Origin of the sequence: Reyranella sp. (genome assembly GCF_965249915.1) — a bacterium.
In the GTDB taxonomy this organism is placed as follows: domain Bacteria; phylum Pseudomonadota; class Alphaproteobacteria; order Reyranellales; family Reyranellaceae; genus Reyranella.
The window spans coordinates 1,381,099-1,401,553 of sequence record NZ_OZ252257.1 but is presented as its reverse complement, the minus strand read 5'-3'; the positions used below and the strand labels follow the sequence as shown (position 1 = coordinate 1,401,553).

Sequence of the window (20,455 nt, the reverse complement as noted above, 5' to 3'; positions counted from 1 at the left end):
CCCACTACTTTGCCGACGATGGACAACTGGACTCCCCGCGGTCACGCCCCGGTCGCCCATGCCATCAGCCAGCATCTTGCCCGCTAACGGAAGAACGCCATGCACGAAAAGGTCGACGTCCTGATCATCGGTTCCGGCGCTTCGGGGGCGGCGGTGGCGTGGAGCCTCGCCGACACGAAGATGCGGATCCTCTGCCTCGAACAGGGCGACTGGGTGAAGCCCACGGACTATCCGACCAACGGCCGGGACTGGGAGGCCCGCCTGTTCGGCGACTTCGCCATCAACCCCAACCGCCGGGCGCGCGAGACCGACTATCCGATCAACAACGGCACGTCGCCGATCCAGGTCGTGAACTTCAACGGCGTCGGCGGCAGCACCATCATGTACACGGCGCATTATCCGCGCCTCCATCCCTCGGACTTCCGGGTGAAGACGCTCGACGGCGTCGCCGACGACTGGCCCGTCGACTACGCGACCCTGGAGCCCTACTTCACCGAGAACGACCGCATGACCGGCGTCGCAGGCCTCGAGGGCGACCCGGCCTATCCGCACCATGTCCCGCCGATGCCGCCGCTGCCCCTGGGCAAGACCGGCAAGTGCTTCGGCGAGGCGATGAACAAGCTCGGCTGGCACTGGTGGCCTTCGGATTCCGCCATCGCCACCACCGAATACGACGGCCGCGCTCCCTGCATCAATCTCGGCCACTGCACGCCCGGCTGCGCCCAGGGCGCCAAGGCCAGCGCCGACGTCACCTACTGGCCGCACGCGATCCGAGCCGGCGTCGAGCTGCGCACCCGCGCGCGGGTCCGCGAGGTCACGGTCGGCCCCGACGGTCTCGCCAACGGCGCGATCTACTACGATGCCGAGGGCAAGGAGCATTTCCAGCCGGCCGAGATGGTCATCGTGGCCTGCAACGGCATCGGCACGCCGCGGCTGCTGCTGAACTCGGTGTCGGGCCGCTTCCCCAACGGCATCGCCAATTCGAGCGGGCTGGTCGGTCGGAACCTGATGTTCCACCCGTTCGCCCACACCTACGGCTATGTCGACGAGCCCATCGACGGCAACACCGGCGCCCAGCTGTCGCTGTGGAGCCAGGAATTCTACGAGACCGACAAGGCCCGCGGCTTCGTGCGCGGCTACACGCTGCAGCTCCACCGCGGCGCCGGCACGATCGTCGACGCAATCGCCAATACCGCACGCGGCTTCCTCCCCTGGGGCGAGGCGCATCACGACGTGTACCGCACCATCTTCAACCGCAAACTCGGCCTCTCGGCGATTTGCGAGGACCTGCCCGAGGAGCACAACCGGGTGACGCTCGATCCGGTGCTGAAGGACAGCAACGGAATTCCCGCGCCGAAGATCGACTACACCCTGGGCGAAAACACGAAGAAGATGATCGCCCACGGCGTGGCGCGCTCGAAGGAGATCCTCGCGGCGGCCGGCGCGAAGAATGTCGGCAGCGACGCGCCGATGCTCAATGCCGGCTGGCATCTCATGGGCACGGCCCGCATGGGCACCGATCCCGAGCGCTCAGTGGTCAACGAATGGGGCCGCAGCCACGACGTGAAGAACCTGTTCATCGTCGATGGCAGCATCTGGGTGACCTCCGGCGGCGTGAACCCGACCTCCACCATCCAGGCGCTGGCGCTCTATATCGCCGACAACATCAAGCGGCGCCTTGCCGACGCCACGCTCTTCGATTGAGGCCATCGACATGACCTACGGAACCCTGACGGACGCCGAAGCCCGCGACCTGCGCCTGCTGGCCGGCATCATGATCCCCGCGAGCACCGCTCATGGCGTGCCCGGGGCCGACGACGAGCTGATCTTTGCCGATATCCTGAAGAGCTTGGAACGCGACACCCCGGACGCCCGCACCGCGCTGAAGCAACTGAGCGAACTGTCCGGCGGCCCGTTCGCCGCGCTCGCGCCGGAGCGCCGCACCGAGGTGGCGATGCGGTTCAGGCAGGAAGGCGGCGCCCCGCTCTTCGCCCTCAATCGCGTGGTTCTGCTCTGCTACTACCGCGACGATCGCGTGATGCGCGCGCTCGGTCAGGAGCCGCGCTCGCCCTTCCCCAAGGGCCATGTCGTCGAACAGGGCGACTGGTCGCTGCTCGACCCGGTGCGCAAGCGCCCGCCGATGTGGCGGCAGGTCTAGCGGCGCGTCAGCCCTGGCCTCGCGCCTTCAGCACGTAGCCCATCGCCCGGAAGCTCGAATCCTTCTGGATCGCCGCGGTGATCCGCGGGTCGCTGTAGGGATTGCTGAGCGAGATCAGGACGTCGGTCTGGGTCTGGCAGGAGGCCGCCGCCGTGGCGGCGAGCGACTCGGCGCTGCCAGAGTAGACATCGGCCAGATGGATGTTCGCGACCAGGCAGTTGTCACGCGCTTCGAAGGCGTCGTCGATGCTCTTCATCCGCTTGGGATCGGACAGGCCCGCCCCTCGCAGCGAGGTCGCAGCCTCGCACCCGCCCAACAGGAGCGGCAGCAGCACGAGGGCCGCGTGCAGGGAAGTCCGGGTCGCCTTCATTCGCTCTTCCAGTCTCACTGATCCGTGCGCAACAAAAAGACGGTGGGACCCGGCCTGTCAAGGCCGGGCCCGTCCCGGTCCTAGTGCCGGCTCATCTCGGCGCGGCCCACCACCATGTGATGGACCTCGTCCGGACCGTCGGCGAACCGGAGGTGCCGCTGGTTGACGTACATCTCGCTGAGCGGCGACCACTGGGACAGGCCGGTGGCGCCGTGGATCTGCATCGCCTGGTCGATGATCAGGCAGACCTTCTCCGGCACCATCGCCTTGACCATGCTGATCCAGACGCGGGCCTCGCGATGTCCCAGCACGTCCATCGCCTTGGCGGCCTTCAGCACCATGAGGCGCATCGCCTCGATCTCGATGCGCGCCCGGCTCACCAGCTCAAGGTTCTTGCCGAGCTGGATCAGCGGCTTGCCGAAGGCGGTTCGGGTCGAGCCGCGCTTGACCATCAGCTCGATGGCCTTCTCGGCGGCGCCGATCGAGCGCATGCAGTGATGGATACGGCCCGGTCCGAGGCGGACCTGGCTGATCTCGAAGCCCCGGCCCTCGCCCAGCAGGATGTTCTCGGCCGGCACCCGGCAGTTGTTGAACTTGAGGTGCATGTGGCCGCGCGGCGCGTGATCGTGGCCAAACACGGTCATCGGGCCCACGATCTCGAGGCCGGGCGTGCCCATCGGCACCAGGATCTGCGACTGCTGGAACTGCGGCGAGGCATCCGGGCTGGTCTTGACCATGACGATCATGATCTTGCAGCGCGGATCGCCGGCGCCGGAGATGTAATACTTCTCGCCGTTGATCACCCACTCGTTGCCGACCAGTTCGGCGCGCGTGGTGATGTTCTTGGCATCCGAGGAAGCCACGCCCGGCTCCGTCATCGCATAGGCCGAGCGAATCTCGCCGTTCAGCAGCGGCTTCAGCCACTTCTCCTTCTGCTCGGGCGTGCCGACCTTCTCGAGCACTTCCATGTTGCCGGTGTCGGGCGCGGAGCAGTTCAGCGATTCCGACGCCAGCGGATACTTGCCCAGTTCGGCGGCGATGTAGGCGTAGTCGAGATTGGTGAGGCCGCGGCCGATCTCGGAATGGGGCAGGAAGAAATTCCACAGGCCCGAGGCCTTGGCCTTGTTCTTTGCAGCCTCGAGCAGCTCGAGCTGGCCCGGCGCCCAGCTCCAGCGATCCTTGCGACCCTCGCCCAGGCGCTGGAACTCCTCGAGGATCGGCGCGACGTTCTCGGCGATATGCGCCTTCACCGCATCGAACAGAGGCTGGGCCTCCTTCGACATGGCGAGGTTGTTCAGCTCGGCTTCGAGATCGGGACGGACCGGCTTCCGGGTTGCTGCCGCTGCCTTCTGGGTCATTGGGGTTTCCTCGTTTCTGTCGATCGGACTTTCAGGTGCGGCCAATCCCTACAGACCTGTGGTTTCCGGTCAATGGCACAGTGGTTTTGCCGTGCAGACCAACGGGCCTTCACCGACCACCGCGCAGGCCGGTCGTCGTCCGCATGCCCGGCCTGCTAATGTCGGGCGATCATGTATCCGCCCGAGCGCATCGTCTGCCTGACCGAAGAGACCACCGAGACGCTGTACCTGCTGGGTGAGCAGGACCGGATCGTCGGGATCTCCGGCTATACGGTCCGGCCGCCGCAGGCACGCCGCGAGAAGCCGCGCGTATCGGCCTTCATCTCGGCCGACATGCCGAAGATCATGGCCCTCCAGCCCGACCTGGTTCTCACCTTCTCCGACCTGCAGGCCGATCTGGTGGCCTCCCTCGTCCGCGCGGGCGTCGCGGTCCATGCCTTCAATCAGCGCACGGTGGCGGAGATCCTCGACATGATCCGCATGCTGGGCGCGCTCGTCGGGGCGCAGGATCGTGCGATGGCACTGGCCGACCGGCTTGCGGCCAACGTCGAGGACACGCGTCGACGCACGAGCGGCGCCGGTCATCGTCCCAGGGTTTATTTCGAGGAATGGGACGATCCCATGATCTCCGGCATCGCCTGGGTCTCGGAGCTGATCGAGGCCGCGGGCGGCGCGGACATCTTTCCCGAGCGGGCGCCCTGCAAATCCGCCCGCGACCGCATCGTCACCGCCGACGACGTGATCCGCCGGGCGCCCGACATCGTCATCGGCTCGTGGTGCGGCAAGAAATTCAAGAGCGAGAAGTTCGTCGCCCGGCCGGGCTTCGAATCCCTGCCGGCGGTGCGCAACGGCAGGCTGCACGAGATCAAATCGCCGCTGATCCTGCAGCCCGGTCCCGCCGCCCTCACCGACGGCCTCGCCGCACTGGAAGCGATCATCAACGGCGCGGCAGAACGCGATCCGACCAGACCGTGACCACCGCCACAATACTGTGATGCTTCTCGATCAAAAAGAAGCTCGCCTCGCTTGGCGCGAATATTGCGTGGATCGCGCCAGAGGCAGCCCATCGATCCTTGTGAACAGGAGATCGAAGATGCTCAAAGTCTACGTTCCAAAGATGCTCAGTGGTGAGATTGGTGACTGGTGCAGCAGCCTTTCGCTGGCTGCGGGCGTGCCAATCTGCTGGGGAAGTGACCATCTCGGCCACTTCGTGAATGCGCCCAGCGCGGACTGGGTGCCTTCCCTGTCCGCGGCCATCGCCGATGCCTGCGAGGGCCAGTCGCCAACCCTCAACTAACAATCGAGCCGGCGCGAAGACGATGCCTACTTGATCGCCAGCAACTCGACGTCAAAAATCAGCGTGGCGTTGGGCGGAATGACGCCGCCAGCGCCGCGAGCGCCGTATCCGAGATGCGGCGGAATGATCAGCGTTCGCTTGCCGCCGACCTTCATGGTTGCGACACCCTCGTCCCAGCCGCCGATGACGCGCTGCACGCCGATGGGAAATTCGAAAGGCGAGCCGCGATCGACGGAGGAATCGAACTTCTTGCCTTTCACGTCGCCCTCGTAGAGCCATCCCGTGTAGTGCATGACACAGGTCTGGCCGGTCTTGGGGCTGGCGCCCGTGCCGACGGTGATGTCGATGATCTTCAGGCCGCTTTCGGTTGTCATGGCATTTCCTCGGGTTTGCGCGCCAGCCGGACAGGCAGCGGCGAGAGCTGTGGTCGCGATAATGACGCGGCGTGTCACTTGCAAGGGGCTTGTCCTCCTCAAACGCCCTGAGGGCGTGCTGACCGATAACCCGCTCCACGCTCGGAATAAAGGCGTGCGGCGCGCCGGGTCGCATCACTAGTGTCCGTAGCCACCGGACGCCTCAGCGTCCTCGACGAAACCGGAAACCGGTCGATCGGGCAGGTAATGGCGGAGGGGATGGGATTCGAACCCACGATAGGGATTATCTCCCTATAACGGTTTAGCAAACCGCCGCCTTCGGCCACTCGGCCACCCCTCCGCAGACCCGTTAAGACCCCGGCGACCATAACCACGACGGATGCCGGGCGGTTCTAGCGGGCGGGCTCGGGGGTGTCAAACGAGCCGGTAATTTCGCGAGGTTTTACAGGCTCTTGGCGTCGCGGTCTGAAGCGTGCGACGCTGCGGCCATGAATTCCAGCTCCATCGACATGCTCCAGCGCCTGGTGGCGTTCGACACCACCTCGCGCAACTCCAATCTCGACCTGATCAAGTACATCCAGGGCTACCTAGACGAGCACGGTATTCGGAGCACGCTGGTCCCCAACGCAGAAGGCACCAAGGCCAACCTGTTCGCCTCGGTCGGTCCCGAGGCCGAGGGCGGCATCGTCCTGTCGGGCCACACCGACGTGGTGCCGGTCGACGGACAGGCCTGGGACACCGATCCGTGGACACTGACGGAGAAGCCGGACGGCAATCTCTACGGCCGCGGCACCTGCGACATGAAGGGCTTCATCGCCGCCTGCCTCGCCCACGTGCCGGCGCTCAAGAAGGCGAAACTCAAAGTGCCGATGCATTTCGCCTTCAGCTACGACGAGGAGATCGGCTGCCTGGGCGCGCATTCGCTGGTCGAGAAACTGGTGGGCAACGTGCCGCGCCCGCAGGCCGTGATCGTGGGCGAGCCCACCATGATGGGCGTCGTCAATGCGCAGAACGCCGGCGGCGGCATCATCGCCACCTTCACCGGGGTCGAAGCCCATTCCTCCATGACGCATCTCGGCGTCAGTGCCATCCATTTCGCCGGCGACTTCATCCACTGGCTGAACGAGCTGCAGGTGGAGCTGGCGGGCCGCACGCGCACCGACATCGACACCGTGCCCGGCCATACCACGATCAACGTCGGCATCGTGACCGGCGGCACGGCGGGCAACATCCTCGCGCGCGAATGCACGCTCAACTGGGGCTATCGCACCCTGCCCGGCGACGATCCGTGGGAAGTGCAGCGCCGCGCCGAGGCCTATGTCGCCGAACTGCTGCTGCCGAAGATGAAGGCCAAGCACCCCGACGCCGACATCCAGCTGAAGCGCCGCTCCTTCGTGCCCGGCCTGATGCCGCAGGAGAACGAGGAAGCCGCCAAGCTTGCGTTGCAGTGGACCGGCGGCAATCGCACCTATGCCGTGCCCTACGGCACCGAGGCCGGCATCTTCCGCAGCCACGGCATTCCGACCGTGATCTGCGGACCGGGCGACATCTCGCAGGCCCATCAGCCCAACGAGTTCGTGGCGAAATCGCAGATGGATGCCTGCGACGCGTTCATCGGCCGGATGATCGGCTGGGCCGAGCGCCAGTAGGCGCCCGCCCCGCCTGTCGCTTACCCCTCGGTACGGCGGGTCGTCTCGAACAGGAACCAGACGCGCTTCTCGGTCTCGTCGATCCAGTTCTCGATGAGGCTGGCCGTCGCGATGTCGCCATGCTCGTCGCAGAGTTCGTGGAGCGTCCGCATGTGGACGCAGAGTTGTTTGTTGTCGTCGCGCAGCTCCGCAAGCATGTCGAGCGGCGTCACATAGTCGGCATCGTTGTCGAGCACGCGCTGCAGGCGGGAGATATGGCCGATCGACCGCAGCGTCGTGCCGCCCAGCTTGCGCACGCGTTCGGCGATCACGTCCGTCATGGCGTCGATCTCGGTCGCCTGCTCGTCGAGCAGCAGGTGATAGTCGCGGAAGTTCGGCCCCGACATGTGCCAGTGGAAGTTCTTGGTCTTCCAGTAAAGCGCGGCCACATCGGCCAGCAGGATGTTGAGCCCGCCGCTCAGATCCTTGGTGGCATTCTCGCCGAGGTCGGTCGGAGTGGCGAGCGCGGCCTTTTTGCGTGCATCGACGTCGTTGCTCATGGGCTGACTCTCCTATGGATTATCGCTGAAAAATCTAGCGTGCTTCGCCGAACCCGTCAGCCGGCGCAGACCGGCTGCTCGACCCGGAAGACCTCGTGCTGACCAAAACGCTTCGTATAGGTGTCGACGATCGAGGCAACCTTCGCCCTATGGGCCGGAGGATCGAACACGACCACCACCAGCAGCTTCGTGCGCTCGGCTCCGATGACTCCGGCCGGGTCGCGATGCTGCCCCCGCGCGTCGATCACCGTCAGGCCGGCCGGAAACTGCGGCGTCACGCTCTCGGCCAGGAACGACGCCCACTCCGCATCGCTAACCTCACCGCCCGACGGTCTGTCGCGACCGAAGTAGAGGTTTACCTCGACGGCCGGCTTGAGCGGAGCCGCGCACGCCGCTTGTGTTCCCGGCTGTGCACAGCCGAGGAGCGTCGAGCAGAGCAAGGCTGCTCCCGTAGCTCCGCGCCAGGCCCCGGGCAGCATCCTAGTTGAGATAGGGAACGGCCATGCCCTTGGCGACGGCAGGCCGGGCGTTCACGATGTCGTACCAGCGCTTCACGTTGGGAAAGTCCGCAAGGTTCACGGTGTGCCACTCGTGACGCGCCGTCCACGGGAAGATCGACATGTCGGCGATCGTATAGTCCTCGCCCGCCACGAAGGCATTGCCGGCGAGTTGCTTGTCGAGGACGCCATAGAGACGCTTGGCCTCGTCGACGTAGCGCTTGATGCCATATTCGATCTTCGACGGTGCGGCCCGCAGGAAGTGATGGGCCTGGCCGAGCATCGGGCCGAAGCCACCCATCTGCCACATCAGCCACTGGATCGAGTCGTAGCGCTTCGCGCCGTCGGCCGGCAGGAACTTCTTCGTCTTGTCGGCAAGGTAAATCAGGATCGCGCCCGACTCGAACAGGCTGTACGGCTTGCCGCCCGGACCGTCGGGATCGACGATCGCGGGGATCCGGTTGTTCGGGCTGATGCGCAGGAACTCGGGCTTGTGCTGCTCGCCCTTGGAGATGTCGATCTTGTGGACGCTGTAGGGCAGTTCGCACTCTTCGAGCATGATGGAAACCTTGCGGCCGTTCGGCGTGCCCCACGTGTGAAGCTCGATCATCTCCTGAGTCCCCCGTTCATTGAAATGAGATCGTCCGCCGGGCGTCAGGCCCAGCTGTCGTCGTCGCCGCCGAAGCCGCCATCGTCGACCGACGCCGTGTCGTAGTCGTCTGGCCCCGCGCCCGCCTGGTCGTCGGCAAAGGCCTGCTGCTGGTCGGGCAGCGCATCGGGCGGCAGAAGTTCCGGCGGTGTGGTGCCGCCAATGGCGGCCTGCTGCTGACCAAACGGATTGCTGCCCATCAGGCCGCGAATGCCTTCGAACAGGAGCGCACCGCCGGCCACGCCGGCGGCTGTCGCCATTGCCGTGCGCAGGAAGCCGCCGCCCGCCGCGGGTTGCGGCGGCTGTTGCGGTGCCAGTGCGGCCTGCAGCGGCGAGCGCGTGGGCGGAGCCATCGAGGCGTCCGGTGCCGGCGCGGGTGCCGCCGCGGACGTCTGGGGCACCGATGTGCGCGGCGCCCCCCACGGGCCGATCTTCGGCGCACTGCCGAGGAAACCGGCCTCCGGCTGCGGCGCGGCTGCAATCTTCGCTTCCAGTTCGGCGATGCGGGCCTGCGCGGCCTTCAGCGCCTGCTCCTGCACCAACACGGTTTGCACAAGCAGATAGGCTGAAGCAGGCTGCTTCGATGCCCGGTCCCAGATGAACTGTTCAACCTCATTGTCGCGCGGCTGAGTTTCGAACGGCTTCAGCCGATCGAACAGACCCGAGATCAGATCGCGTTCCTGCTGCTGCATGACTAGTCTCCCGCCCGTCCACGCTGGGCCCCGCCAACGTGGTTGTCCGTCGGCGGAGCGTCAAGGCGGCTAATTTACCATCGCCTGGTAGACGAGGTCGCGCATCAGGTAGCGGTAGCGCAGACGGGCCTGCGGCGATTGCATCATGAAAACGACATACAGCCGCTCCCGCGGATCGTGCCAGAAATAGGTGCCGTAAGCGCCGCCCCAGAAGTAGTCGTTGGGCGAACCGGGCAGCGGGTTGACGCCCTGCACGTTGCGCACGGCGAAGCCCAGCCCGAAACCCTGCCCCATGGCGGCGCTGGGCTCGAGCGCCTCGAAGCGGAACATGTCGGCGCCCATCTTGATGTCGGGCGGCAGTGCGTCGGCCGTCATCAGGTCGATCGTCTTGCGCGAGACCAGGCGCACGCCGTCGAGCTGGCCGCCATTGGCGAACATCTGCAGGAAGCGGGCATAGTCGGCCGCCGTCGAGACCATGCCGCCGCCGCCCGAGCGCCAGGTGAACTTTTCGGTGACATCGGGGATCGCCGGCAGCTCGTTCTTTGGGCCCTCCTTCATCGGCCGGGCGCCGCGCGCCTTCTTGTCGGCGCTGGCCTCGAAGGCCGTGTCGCCCATCTTGAGCGGCTTGGTGATGCGCTCCTCGATGAACTTGTCGAGCGGCATGCCCGATGCGACCTCGACGACGCGCCCCAGCACGTCCGTGGACATCGAATATTCCCAGGTCGTGCCCGGCTGGTACAGCAGCGCGAGCTTGCCCAGCTTGTCGGCCATTTCAGCATTCGTCTGATTGCGGTCGGCGACCTTCATGTCGAGATAGGACTGCTTCACCGGATTGGCACCAACCGCGCCATAGGTCAGGCCCGATGTATGCCGCATCAGGTCGTGCACCGTCATCGGCCGGAACTGCGGCTCCAGCACCATCTCCGTCGTGCCGTCCTCCTTCTTCTTGGGGACCGCGACCTTGGTGTCGGCGAATGCCGGAATGTAGGTCGACACGCGGTCGGCGAGCGTGAGCTTGCCCTCCTCCATCAGCATCATTGCGGCCAGGGTTACGATCGGCTTGGTCATCGACGCGATGCGGAAGATCGTGTCGTTGGTCATTGCGACCTTGGCGTCCTTGTCGCGGAAGCCGTAGGATTCGAACATCACGATCTTGCCGTTGCGGGCGATCAGGACGACGGCGCCGGGCAACTCGTTGTTCTTCACACCCTCGTTCAGCCGGTCGCTGAGCCGTTTGAGGCGGGTCGAGAGAAACCCTACCTCTTCCGGGGACTGGACCTTGGGGATGCCCTGGGCCCCTGCCGGACACGTCAGGGCGAGGCCAAGCGCCACGGCGGCGGCCATCCGAATCATCGACATTTTGCAGTCTCCTCCCGATATTTGAAGCATCAAAGCAATTGACCGAGGGCGAGCGCAAGCTTAACGAGTGCCTATCGACGGTCCTCCTTAACCGGAGGCTAACAGGGAATGCCGTGCCGCTCCCTCGGCTGGGAGCCAATCGGCAGCTGTACCCGCAGCTGTAAGCGGCGAGCGAGAGCCCATATGTCACTGGACTTCGGTCTGGGAAGACGGGCAGGAGCTGCGACCCGCGAGCCAGAAGACCTGCCGGCGATAGCGTCGCTCTTCCGATGGACGGGATGATCCAACGGGACGGTCAACCGAGCGGTGACGCGCTTAGTGCGAACCGTTTGGGAGATCGTCAGATGACGTCGATCCGAGGAATCCTGCCTGCGCTTCTTACAAATGCCACGCCGGCCGATGGGCCCGCCAGGCGCATGCAACGCTATGCGTCCACCTTGCATTCGAGCCCGGAACGCTGGGTCACGGTCCCGACCCCGACCCACAATGTCTCGCTGCCCTTCCGCCGCGGCGGCTTCACCAGCCTGACCGAGGCGCTGGACTACGCTGCCCGCGGCGAGACCGGCTTCAACTTCTTCGATGCCCGCGGCAAGCTCCTGACCCGCCTGCCCTACAGCCATCTCCGTACTGAGGCATTGTCGTTCGCGCGCCGCCTGATCGGTGCCGGCATCGAGCCGGGCGAGCGGCTCATCCTCATCGCAGACACCTGGCCGGGCTTCTGTATCGCCTTCTTCGGCTGCCAATATGCCGGCATCGTGCCGGTTCCGGTGCCCGTGCCGGTCGGACTCGGCGCCAAGGCGCATTACATCTTCCAGCTCAGGAAGCAGATCACCGCGGCACAGGCCGTGGGCGTGCTCGCCCCCGACGAGCTGGTCGAGTTCGCCCGCAGCGCCGCCGAAGGCACGACCGCGCGTCTCGCCGGTGGCATGGAAATCTTCACCGCCCTACCCGAGGCCAAGGTCGACCTGCAGCCGCTGCGCGCCGGCATGGCCTGCTACGTGCAGTTCTCCTCCGGCAGCACGCGGGCGCCGCTCGGCGTCGAGATCCGCCAGGACCAGCTCATGGCGAACATCGACGGCTCGATTGCCGCCCAGGGACTCGACGAGAACGATTCCGGCGTGAGCTGGCTGCCGCTCTATCACGACATGGGCCTGATCGGCTTCATCCTGGCGCCGATGTGCGCGCAGCGCAGCGTCGACCTGCTGGCGCCCCGCGACTTCGCGCGGCGGCCGATGCAGTGGCTTTCCCTGATCTCACGGCGCCGCGCCACGATCACCTACAGTCCGAGCTTCGGCTACGACCTCCTGACCCGGCGCGCGCTGACGGCGCCGGTAGGCGAACTCGACCTGTCGAGCGTGCGTCTGGCCGGCGTGGGGGCCGACATGATCCAGCTTCCCGTCCTGCGGCGTTTCACCGAGGCCTTCAAGGCGGCGGGCTTCGACGAGCGCGCCTTCATGCCGAGCTATGGCATGGCCGAGGTCTGTGTCGGCCTGAGCTTCGGCGCGTCGTTCGGCGGCGTCAAAGTCGACAGCTTCACCGATCCGCAATCGGGCCGTTCACGAGACTTCGTCGTCTGCGGCAAGGTGATGGCCGGACACAGCGTCGAGATCCGCGACGAGTCCGGCACGCCTCTCGGCGAACGCCATGTCGGCCGGCTGTTCGTTCGCGGCCCCAGCGTCATGCCGGGCTACTTCCAGAAGTGCGAGGAAACCGCGCGCGTGCTTCGCGACGGCTGGCTCGACACCGGCGATCTCGGATACTGGCACAAGGGCGAGCTGGTGATCACCGGCCGCGCCAAGGACCTGATCATCGTGAACGGCCGCAACATCTGGCCGCAGGACATCGAGTGGGCCGTCGAGGCGCTGCCGCAGGTCGGCCGCGGCGACGCCTGCGCCTTCTCGGTCGAGGACGGCGACATCGAAGCCGTCGTTGTCATCGTTCAGGCCTATCCGAGCGAGCCCGCGGAACGCGAGGCGCTGGTGGGCGACATCAAGCAGGCGGTCAAGGAAGCCGCCGGCGTCGACGGCCGGGTCGTCCTGATCAAGCGCCAACCCGGCCTGCCGCGCACCTCTTCCGGAAAACTCAGCCGTACGCACGCCAAATCGAAGTTCGCCGCCGGCGATTATCCGACCTAGCGCGCTCCTTCGGCACCCGATCAGGTGACCGCGATGGGGCCGCCGTTCGATCCCGTCGCGCCCCTGATGGGTGCGGGCGAGAAGATGTAGGCGAACTGGTATTTGCGGTCGGCGATCAGCCCGGTGAAATCCAGGTTCTCGTGGTTGAAGATGCCGTTCTTGGCGATCAGTTCGGCATGGACCGGGAAGGCCAGATCCTTGTTCGGGTTGGGCACGACCTCGGTTCCCCAGGTGTCGGCGCCGGTAAGCGCGATGCCCTTGTCGATGAACCACTTGGCCGCCTCCAGCCCGATGCCCGGTTCGCCGCCGTTGAACTTGTCGTTGTTCTTCATCCAGAGCTTTCCCCAGCCGGTGTTGAAGAACACCGCATCGCCTTCCTTGATGTCGGCTTCCTGCATGTTCTGCTTCTGCAGCGCGGCCTTCAGGTCGGCGATGGTGATCTCCTGGCCGGCTTCCATCATGGCGCCCTTGACCGCCTCGACGTCGAACAGATGGCCGCGCGTGAAGAACGGCTTCACGTTCTCGATGCCGAGCTTCTTCATGCCATAGGCGCTGTTCATCTCCTGGTCGGTGACGCCGTTGTAGTAGCGCATCTCGTTCTTGTCGCCGTCCTTGCCCATCTGGATGCCGATGTGGGCGAGGCCGTCGAACTGCGTTCCGGTCTGGCCGATCTCCGTCGACAGATACTCGTCGTTGTAGATCAGCCTGTTGGTGCCGAAGGGACCGCCGGTCGGGCTGCCGGGAATGCGCAAGGTGAAGGCGCGCTCGCCGAACTTCGGCATGGAAGATTCATAGATGCGGCCGATGCGGTAGACCTTGCCGTCCTTGATCAGCTTCACCGTGTCGAGGACCTTGGCCGGCGTCATGTAGTTCGAGGCGCCGGCCTGATCGTCCTTGCCCCACTTGGGATGCGGCCACCAGGCCTTGTCGGTCAGCGCGGGGGCCTGCGCGATCTGCTGCGCATGCGCGGCACCGGCCGCCAGCGTCCCGGCCGCCACGGCGCCGCCGATCAGGCCTGCCGTCAGGAACGAGCGGCGATCCTCGTCGATCTCCTGTTGCGGCCGCTTGAGCTCTTCGTTGTTCTGAAGATATCTCGAGTCCATGGACGCCCCTCCTTTTCTTTGTTGATCCCGAAAGCGTCATACCCTCAGGTTGCATCGTCAAGCAGAAGCGGCATCGTTACTTTGTTACATATGCGTATGTGAGGGTGTCATTCGATGAGCCTCTTCGATCGCGACAAGTCGGCCGGGCGGATGCCGGTGACGCTGTTCACCGGCTTCCTCGGCAGTGGCAAGACAACGTTACTCAACCGCGTGCTCGGCGACCCGCGCATGGCCCGAAGCCTGGTGCTGGTGAACGAGTTCGGCGAAGTCGGGCTCGATCATCTCTTCATGGAGCAGGTCGGCGGCGACATGGTGCTGCTGCAATCGGGGTGCGTGTGCTGCACCATCCAGGGTGACCTCGACAAGACCCTGCGCGACATCGCGAGCCGCCGTGCAAAGGACGAGATCCCGCCCTTCGACCGCGTGCTCCTTGAGACGACGGGCCTTGCCGATCCCGCGCCGATCCTGCAGCTCCTGCTCAATCATCCGATGATCAGCCATGACTACCGGCTCGACGGCGTCGTGACGACGGTCGATGCCGTGAACGGCGCGCGCCAGCTCGACGAGCATCCGGAGGCCGTGAAGCAGGCGGCCGTCGCCGACCGGCTGCTGATCAGCAAGACCGACCTCGCCGAGATCGCGGCCAGCGCCGGCCTGCGCGCACGGCTGACCGGTCTCAATCCCGGTGCCTCTCTCTTCGAGATCGTGCAGGGCGACATCGATCCGGCTCTTCTGTTCGACTCAGGCCCGTTCGATCCCGCGGGCAAGAGCGACAAAGTGCAGGCATGGCTGAACGCCGAGGCTCACGACCATGCGCATCATCCCCACCATCACGACCGGTCACGCCACGATGCGCACATCGCCTCGTTTTGCCTAGGCTTCGACGAGCCGCTGGACTGGGACCTCTTCAATCGCTGGCTGATGGCCGTGCGCGCCGCGTGGGGCGATCGGCTGCTGCGCGTGAAGGGCGTGCTGAACATCGTTGGCGAGGACCAGCCGCTGGTGATCCACGGCGTGCACCGCACCTTCCATCCGCCCACCCTGCTCGCCCGCTGGCCGGACGAGGACCGCCGGTCGCGGCTGGTGTTCATCACCCGCGACCTCGACCGCAAGAGCGTCGAGGAAAGCTGGAGGGAAATGACGGCGATGGCCTGATGGGGGTCACGTCCGAAAATCGCCAGACGCAACGCCAGCCGGTCGCCTAGATGACGCTCCCGATCAAGGAGCGCCGTCGATGGCAACCCAGCGCCGAGAGATTTCCCTGACTTCTTCAGCCGATCGTGTGTGGTCGGCCGTTCGTGACTTCAGCCGGGTTCACACGCGCGTGGCGCCGGGCTTCCTGACGGCGCTGGAGATGCAGGACGGCGACCGCCTCGTCACCTTCTTCAACGGCATGGTGGCGCGGGAACGGCTGGTCACTCTCGACGACGAGGGCCGGCGGCTGGTCTACGCCGTCGTCGACGGCCGGGCCAGCCACTACAACGCCGCGCTAGAAGTCATTCCTGCAGGGCCCCAGGGCAGCAGGCTGGTCTGGACGATCGACCTGCTGCCGGACGAACTCGCCCCGATTGTCGGCGCGATGATGGATCAGGCGGCAGGCGCCGTGCAGAAGACGCTGTCCGCCTGAGCCAAGGGTCGCTCAGGCCGCGTCCTGCTTCGGCAGAACGTCCTCGTACTTCTTGAAGCCGGGCAGCTTCTCGACCCGGCCCATCCACGCCTTCACGTTGGCATAGGGGCTGAGATCGATGGCGCCCTCTTCGGCGTAGGCAACGTCGCCATAAACCGCGACATCGGCGATGGTCGCTTCGCTGCCGACCAGGAAGTCCGACTTGGCCAGCGCGGCGTCGAGCACCTTGAGCGCATCGCCCGCCTGGTTGACGTACATCTGATGCACGTTGTCGTCGGCCTTCATGAAGCCGCGCTTGATCGCGCGCGGGCGATAGATGTTGGAGGCGAGCCGGTCGAACTCCCAGAACAGCCACTCGCGTACGCGCGCCTTCTCCTCGGCCGTCTTGCCGCCCATCTTGCCGAACTTCTCGGCGAGATAGAGCAGGATCGAGCCCGATTGGCAGAGCTTGAGATCGCCGTCGACCAGCGCCGGCACCTGACCGAAACGGTTGATGGCGAGATACTCGGGCTGCTTGTGCGCGCCGGCCCGCAGGTCGACATGCTTGTAGGCGAAGGGCTGCCCCATCAGCGACAGGGCAAGACCGGCCTTATAGGTCGGGCCGCTCAGCCAAATGCCGTACAGCGTGATCTTGGACATCGATATCTCCCTTGGATTCAGGCCGTCAGCATCGCACTTGAGGGAGGCCGGGGTAAGACTGTATGAGCGGGCATGAAGATTTCAGCACGCGATATCGATCACCTTTCCTTGACCGCCTCGGACCCTGCGGATACCGCCGCCCGGCTGGGCCAGATCGGCTTCAATCTGACGCCCGACGGGGTAGAGCCCCGGTGCATCTGCTTCCAGCCCGACCGCGACGACGTGCCGAATTACATCGAGGTGCTGCAGGGCCATCCGCCGCAGATTGCACTGGCCGTGAACGTCGCCGAACTCGAGGGCGAGGAGCGCACGCATGCCTGGGAAACCGAGGACGGTTTCGAGGTCGATGCCGGCGTCGTGGTCGGCGAGACCGCCGGCCCCCTTCCTTGGTTCCCCGTGAAACACGAGACGCCGGACGCCTTCATGGAACCGGAATGGATCGTCCATCCGAACGGCGCGCTGGGCATGATGGCCATCCACGCCATCGCCGAAAAGCCCAACGACACGGCCAAGGCGCTGAAGGCTGCCTGGGGCGCCAGCGTCGAGGAGATCTTCGACGGCTGCACCATGGTGAAGGCGGGCTCCGTCGAGCTGCTGATCTGGTCGCCGCTCGCTTTCCAGCTCGAATACAAGGCGCTTGAGATGATGCCGCCGAGCGAGCTCCCCGCCGTCGTCGGCGCCGCCATCGCCGTCGAGCGGGCACGCCCGCTGCAGGGCCTGCTCAGCGCCAACAACGTTCCCTTCGCCCTGGCGGAAGGCGATCGCGTCCTTGTCGCGCCGGAGCAGACCGGCGGCCTGATGATCGAGTTCATCCCGCAGAACTGACGGGTACGCCTCTCAGAATGCCGGTACCGGCGCCTGCGGCACGTACTTCCAGAAGTCGGGATCATGGCCGAAGAAGAGGCGCGCGCCACCTCTCTCCAGGGCTTCGAGCCGGTCGAGCGACGCCAGCATCTGCTCTCGGTCGTAGACGAAGCGCGGCAGGCGGCGCTCGCGCAGGGTCCGGCAGAAGTAGCAAGCGTCGCCCGTGATCACGATCTCGCCCGCCTCGGTCCGCACCTTCAGCGACTGATGGCCGGGCGTATGGCCGTAGGTCGGGATGCAGACCACGGAACCGTCGCCGAACAGGTCGTGCTCTCCCTCCACCTGCTTCACCGGATGGCCATGATCGAAGTCGGCCCGGAAGAAGCCGATCCTGGCGGCCAGCTCGGGATCGTGCGCCGCCTCCCATTCGCGCTTCTGGACCACGACCGTCGCGTTGGGCACCAGCTCGTTGCCACCGGCATGGTCGAAATGCAGATGCGAATTCACGATGAAATCGACTTTGCCGGGATCTCGATCGATCGACTCGAGGCGCGACTTCACGTCGTCCTCGGGACCGTACTGCTCGAACCCGAAGATCCGCGCGACCTGCAGCCCCAGGCGTCCGGCGGCATCGGTCCGGCATTGCGGGTGCATACCGGTATCGAACACCGCTCGGCCCTTGGGGTGTTCGATCAGGTAGGATGGGATGGGCAGTGCCACCTGCCCGTCTTCGCCCTCGATCATGTCCTTGAGGCGGCCAATCAGCCGCCCGCAGGTCATGGCGTAGAGCCTGGCGGCCATCGTCAGGCGTCGAGCGCTTTCTTGAGCAGCTCGTTCACGACCTTGGGGTTGGCCTTGCCGCCGGTCGACTTCATGACCTGGCCGACGAACCAGCCGAACAGCGTCGGCTTCGCCTTATAGGCCGCGAGCTGGCCAGGGTTGGCATCGATGACCGCCTTGATCGCGGCCTCGATCGCGCCGGTGTCCGTCACCTGCTTCAGCCCGCGCTCCTCGACCAGGGCGGCCGGGTCCTTGCCCGTCTCTTCCATGGCGATGAACAGGTCCTTCGCGATGCGGCCGGAAATCGTACCGTCGGCCTGCAGGTCGAGCAGTTTGCCGAGGTGGGCGGCGCTGATCGGCGAGGTTTCGAAGGTCGCCCCACGGCGCTTCAGCATGGCAAAGAAATCACCCGTCACCAGGTTGGCCGCCTGCTTGGCATCGCGGCCCTTGGCAACGGCTTCGAAGAACTCGGCCGTCGCCTTCTCGGCCGTCAGCACGCCCGCGTCATAGGCCGAGAGGCCGTAATCCTTGATGTAGCGGTTCTTCCGCGCGTCCGGCAGTTCCGGCAGAGTCGCCCGGATCTGGTCGACATACTCCTGCGTGAAGATCAGCGGCAGCAGGTCGGGATCGGGGAAGTAGCGGTAGTCCTGTGCATCTTCCTTCGAACGCGACGAACGCGTCTCGCCGCGCCCCGGATCGAAGTTCCGGGTTTCCTGCTTGATCGGGCCGCCCGCTTCGATCACCTCGACCTGACGGCGCGCCTCGTACTCGATCGCCTGCTTCACGAAGCGGATCGAATTCACGTTCTTGATCTCGCAGCGCGTGCCCAGCTCTCCGCCCGGCCTGCGCACCGAAACGTTGACGTCGCAGCGCATGGAACCCTCGTCCATGTTGCCGTCGCAGGTTCCGAGATAGCGCACGATCGAGCGCAGCTTGGTGAGATAGGCCGCCGCTTCGTCGGCGGTGCGCATGTCGGGCTTGCTGACGATCTCCATCAGCGCCACGCCGGATCGGTTCAGGTCGACGTAGGTCTGGCTCGGATGCTGGTCGTGCATACTCTTGCCCGCATCCTGCTCGAGATGCAGCCGCTCGATGCCGATCTTCTTGGTGACGCCGCCGTCGAGATCGATCTCGACCACGCCCTCGCCCACGATCGGGTCCTTGTACTGCGAGATCTGGTAGCCCTGCGGCAGGTCCTGGTAGAAGTAATTCTTGCGGTCGAAGATGGAGCGCAGGTTGATCTTGGCATTGAGGCCGAGACCGGTCCGGATCGCCTGCTCCACGCAGCGCTCGTTGATCACGGGCAGCATGCCGGGCATGGCGGCGTCGACCAGCGACACCTGGGTGTTGGGATCGGCCCCGAACGTCGTCGGGGCGCCGGAGAAGAGCTTGGCGTCGGAAATCACCTGGGCATGCACTTCCAGCCCGAGGACGATCTCCCACTCGCCGGTTTCACCTTTGATAAGCGACATAGCCGGTAAATAGCCAATACGGCCCCACTTGGCAAAAAAATCGATCCGTGGCCTGCTGTCCCGGAACCGGGGGCCTCCATGAACCTTTCCATGCGCCGCATCGTGCTTTTTACGAAGGACATGCCGGGAATGACCGCCTTCTATCGCGACGTGCTCGGCCTTCGGTTGCGAAAGGACGAGAAGGGTTGGAAGGAGTTCGACGCCAATGGCTGCGTCATCGCCCTGCACAACGGGACTTCGGAGGTCGGCCGGCGCCCGCCCAAGATCGGCTTCTGGGCCGCCGACATCGCCGCCGCGCGCCAGGAACTGATCCGCCGCGGTGCGAAGATGTCGAAGCTCATAGAAGGTGCGGGGCTGGTTCGTTGCGAAGGCAAGGATCCGGATGGCAATCCCTTCTCCGTCTCCGACCGACAATGACGTTTGAAATTCGCGAAGCGACGGAGGCCGATGCCGACCAGGGGTGCGAGGTCATGAAGCGGTCCATCCGCGAACTCTGCATCGCCGATCACCAGCACAAGGCCGGGATCCTGGACCGCTGGCTCGCCAACAAGCATCCCGATGTCTTCAGGGGATGGCTCAGGCAACCGGGTAATTCCCTGATGGTCGCGGTGGAGCACGGAGCGGTGCTCGCCGTCGGCGCCGTCACCGACGGTGGTGAAATCACCCTGAACTATGTCTCGCCCGACGCCCGCTTTCGCGGCATCAGCCGGGCGCTGCTCGCCAGCCTGGAAAGGCGTGCGGTCGAGCAGGGCAATGCGATCTCCAGACTGACGAGCACGGCAACGGCCCGGCGATTCTATCTTGCGAACGGCTACGAGGAAGCGGGTCCGCCGCGCCACAATTTCGGCACAACATCGGGCTTTCCGATGCGGAAGATGCTGAAGTAAAAGCGTGGACAAGGAGCGGTCGCCGCCGGCGCCGCCCAAAACAAGACGTATCCGCAGGGAGGATTC

Annotated in this window: 23 protein-coding genes, 1 tRNA gene and 1 riboswitch; of the genes, 11 read left to right on the top strand and 13 right to left on the bottom strand. The window is 65.4% G+C overall.

Going from position 1 to position 20,455, the window contains the following annotated elements:
- Nucleotides 1–99 precede the first annotated feature (99 nt).
- Nucleotides 100–1,704: a GMC family oxidoreductase gene (locus tag ACP15H_RS06885; RefSeq protein ID WP_425065458.1), complete on the top strand. Its 1,605-nt coding sequence runs from the start codon at nt 100–102 to the stop codon at nt 1,702–1,704.
- 10 nt (nt 1,705–1,714) lie between these two features.
- Complete coding sequence (locus ACP15H_RS06880; RefSeq protein ID WP_425065457.1) at nt 1,715–2,158, top strand: hypothetical protein; 444 nt, start codon at nt 1,715–1,717, stop codon at nt 2,156–2,158.
- A gap of 7 nt (nt 2,159–2,165) precedes the next feature.
- Here the strand turns inward: ACP15H_RS06880 and ACP15H_RS06875 are convergent, their stop codons facing one another.
- Entirely contained in the window at nt 2,166–2,528 is a 363-nt protein-coding gene (locus ACP15H_RS06875) for a hypothetical protein (protein ID WP_425065456.1), read from the bottom strand.
- Between the two features lie 80 nt (nt 2,529–2,608).
- Complete coding sequence (locus ACP15H_RS06870; RefSeq protein WP_425065455.1) at nt 2,609–3,886, bottom strand: acyl-CoA dehydrogenase family protein; 1,278 nt, start codon at nt 3,884–3,886, stop codon at nt 2,609–2,611.
- 171 nt (nt 3,887–4,057) lie between these two features.
- Here ACP15H_RS06870 and ACP15H_RS06865 point away from each other — a divergent pair, with 171 nt between their 5' ends.
- The gene (locus tag ACP15H_RS06865) at nt 4,058–4,861 is read left to right on the top strand and encodes a cobalamin-binding protein (protein WP_425065454.1); all 804 of its coding nucleotides are present in this window, start codon (nt 4,058–4,060) and stop codon (nt 4,859–4,861) included.
- Nucleotides 4,862–4,979: 118 nt separating this feature from the next.
- On the top strand, nt 4,980–5,183 hold the full coding sequence (locus tag ACP15H_RS06860) for a hypothetical protein (protein ID WP_425065453.1): 204 nt from the start codon (nt 4,980–4,982) through the stop codon (nt 5,181–5,183).
- Nucleotides 5,184–5,209: 26 nt separating this feature from the next.
- Here the strand turns inward: ACP15H_RS06860 and ACP15H_RS06855 are convergent, their stop codons facing one another.
- Nucleotides 5,210–5,641 carry an FKBP-type peptidyl-prolyl cis-trans isomerase gene (locus ACP15H_RS06855; RefSeq protein WP_425065452.1) on the bottom strand — a complete coding sequence of 144 codons (432 nt, stop codon included), beginning with the start codon at nt 5,639–5,641 and terminating at the stop codon, nt 5,210–5,212.
- A 163-nt stretch (nt 5,642–5,804) separates the two neighbouring features.
- Nucleotides 5,805–5,897 (bottom strand) — tRNA-Ser (locus ACP15H_RS06850).
- A gap of 148 nt (nt 5,898–6,045) precedes the next feature.
- On the opposite strand from ACP15H_RS06850, the gene argE reads away from it, so the two are divergent.
- The gene (gene argE / locus ACP15H_RS06845) at nt 6,046–7,206 is read left to right on the top strand and encodes an acetylornithine deacetylase (RefSeq protein WP_425065451.1); all 1,161 of its coding nucleotides are present in this window, start codon (nt 6,046–6,048) and stop codon (nt 7,204–7,206) included.
- Nucleotides 7,207–7,226: 20 nt separating this feature from the next.
- Here argE and ACP15H_RS06840 read toward each other — a convergent pair whose 3' ends face one another.
- The 5 genes from ACP15H_RS06840 to ACP15H_RS06820 form a co-directional block, all read right to left on the bottom strand.
- Complete coding sequence (locus ACP15H_RS06840; RefSeq protein WP_425065450.1) at nt 7,227–7,745, bottom strand: Dps family protein; 519 nt, start codon at nt 7,743–7,745, stop codon at nt 7,227–7,229.
- A 56-nt stretch (nt 7,746–7,801) separates the two neighbouring features.
- Complete coding sequence (locus ACP15H_RS06835) at nt 7,802–8,185, bottom strand: DUF3574 domain-containing protein (RefSeq protein ID WP_425065449.1); 384 nt, start codon at nt 8,183–8,185, stop codon at nt 7,802–7,804.
- A 40-nt stretch (nt 8,186–8,225) separates the two neighbouring features.
- A complete protein-coding gene (locus ACP15H_RS06830; protein ID WP_425065448.1) occupies nt 8,226–8,852 on the bottom strand; it encodes a glutathione S-transferase family protein in 627 nt (208 codons plus the stop codon).
- Between the two features lie 44 nt (nt 8,853–8,896).
- Entirely contained in the window at nt 8,897–9,583 is a 687-nt protein-coding gene (locus ACP15H_RS06825; RefSeq protein ID WP_425065447.1) for a DUF2076 domain-containing protein, read from the bottom strand.
- A 69-nt stretch (nt 9,584–9,652) separates the two neighbouring features.
- Nucleotides 9,653–10,942, bottom strand: a complete 1,290-nt coding sequence (locus ACP15H_RS06820; protein WP_425065446.1) for a serine hydrolase domain-containing protein — start codon at nt 10,940–10,942, stop codon at nt 9,653–9,655.
- Nucleotides 10,943–11,003: 61 nt separating this feature from the next.
- Nucleotides 11,004–11,207, top strand: a riboswitch (cobalamin riboswitch).
- A gap of 79 nt (nt 11,208–11,286) precedes the next feature.
- Here ACP15H_RS06820 and ACP15H_RS06815 point away from each other — a divergent pair.
- A complete protein-coding gene (locus ACP15H_RS06815) occupies nt 11,287–13,077 on the top strand; it encodes a fatty acyl-AMP ligase (RefSeq protein WP_425065445.1) in 1,791 nt (596 codons plus the stop codon).
- 20 nt (nt 13,078–13,097) lie between these two features.
- On the opposite strand, the gene ACP15H_RS06810 is transcribed toward ACP15H_RS06815, so the two are convergent.
- The gene (locus tag ACP15H_RS06810) at nt 13,098–14,180 is read right to left on the bottom strand and encodes a cyclase family protein (protein WP_425065444.1); all 1,083 of its coding nucleotides are present in this window, start codon (nt 14,178–14,180) and stop codon (nt 13,098–13,100) included.
- Nucleotides 14,181–14,294: 114 nt separating this feature from the next.
- On the opposite strand from ACP15H_RS06810, the gene ACP15H_RS06805 reads away from it, so the two are divergent.
- Entirely contained in the window at nt 14,295–15,335 is a 1,041-nt protein-coding gene (locus ACP15H_RS06805) for a CobW family GTP-binding protein (RefSeq protein WP_425065443.1), read from the top strand.
- Between the two features lie 79 nt (nt 15,336–15,414).
- On the top strand, nt 15,415–15,807 hold the full coding sequence (locus ACP15H_RS06800; protein WP_425065442.1) for an SRPBCC family protein: 393 nt from the start codon (nt 15,415–15,417) through the stop codon (nt 15,805–15,807).
- Between the two features lie 12 nt (nt 15,808–15,819).
- Here the strand turns inward: ACP15H_RS06800 and ACP15H_RS06795 are convergent, their stop codons facing one another.
- Nucleotides 15,820–16,446: a glutathione S-transferase family protein gene (locus tag ACP15H_RS06795; RefSeq protein ID WP_425065441.1), complete on the bottom strand. Its 627-nt coding sequence runs from the start codon at nt 16,444–16,446 to the stop codon at nt 15,820–15,822.
- Between the two features lie 72 nt (nt 16,447–16,518).
- On the opposite strand from ACP15H_RS06795, the gene ACP15H_RS06790 reads away from it, so the two are divergent.
- Nucleotides 16,519–17,271 (top strand): VOC family protein, encoded by a 753-nt coding sequence (locus ACP15H_RS06790; RefSeq protein ID WP_425065440.1) that lies wholly within the window; start codon nt 16,519–16,521, stop codon nt 17,269–17,271.
- Between the two features lie 12 nt (nt 17,272–17,283).
- Here the strand turns inward: ACP15H_RS06790 and ACP15H_RS06785 are convergent, their stop codons facing one another.
- A complete protein-coding gene (locus ACP15H_RS06785) occupies nt 17,284–18,051 on the bottom strand; it encodes an N-acyl homoserine lactonase family protein (protein ID WP_425065439.1) in 768 nt (255 codons plus the stop codon).
- A 2-nt stretch (nt 18,052–18,053) separates the two neighbouring features.
- Nucleotides 18,054–19,502, bottom strand: a complete 1,449-nt coding sequence (gene gatB / locus ACP15H_RS06780; RefSeq protein WP_425065438.1) for an Asp-tRNA(Asn)/Glu-tRNA(Gln) amidotransferase subunit GatB — start codon at nt 19,500–19,502, stop codon at nt 18,054–18,056.
- A 78-nt stretch (nt 19,503–19,580) separates the two neighbouring features.
- Here gatB and ACP15H_RS06775 point away from each other — a divergent pair, with 78 nt between their 5' ends.
- Nucleotides 19,581–19,919 carry a VOC family protein gene (locus tag ACP15H_RS06775; protein WP_425065437.1) on the top strand — a complete coding sequence of 113 codons (339 nt, stop codon included), beginning with the start codon at nt 19,581–19,583 and terminating at the stop codon, nt 19,917–19,919.
- Entirely contained in the window at nt 19,916–20,389 is a 474-nt protein-coding gene (locus ACP15H_RS06770; protein ID WP_425065436.1) for a GNAT family N-acetyltransferase, read from the top strand. Before ACP15H_RS06775 ends, ACP15H_RS06770 begins: the two co-directional genes overlap by 4 nt.
- Nucleotides 20,390–20,455: the final 66 nt, after the last annotated feature.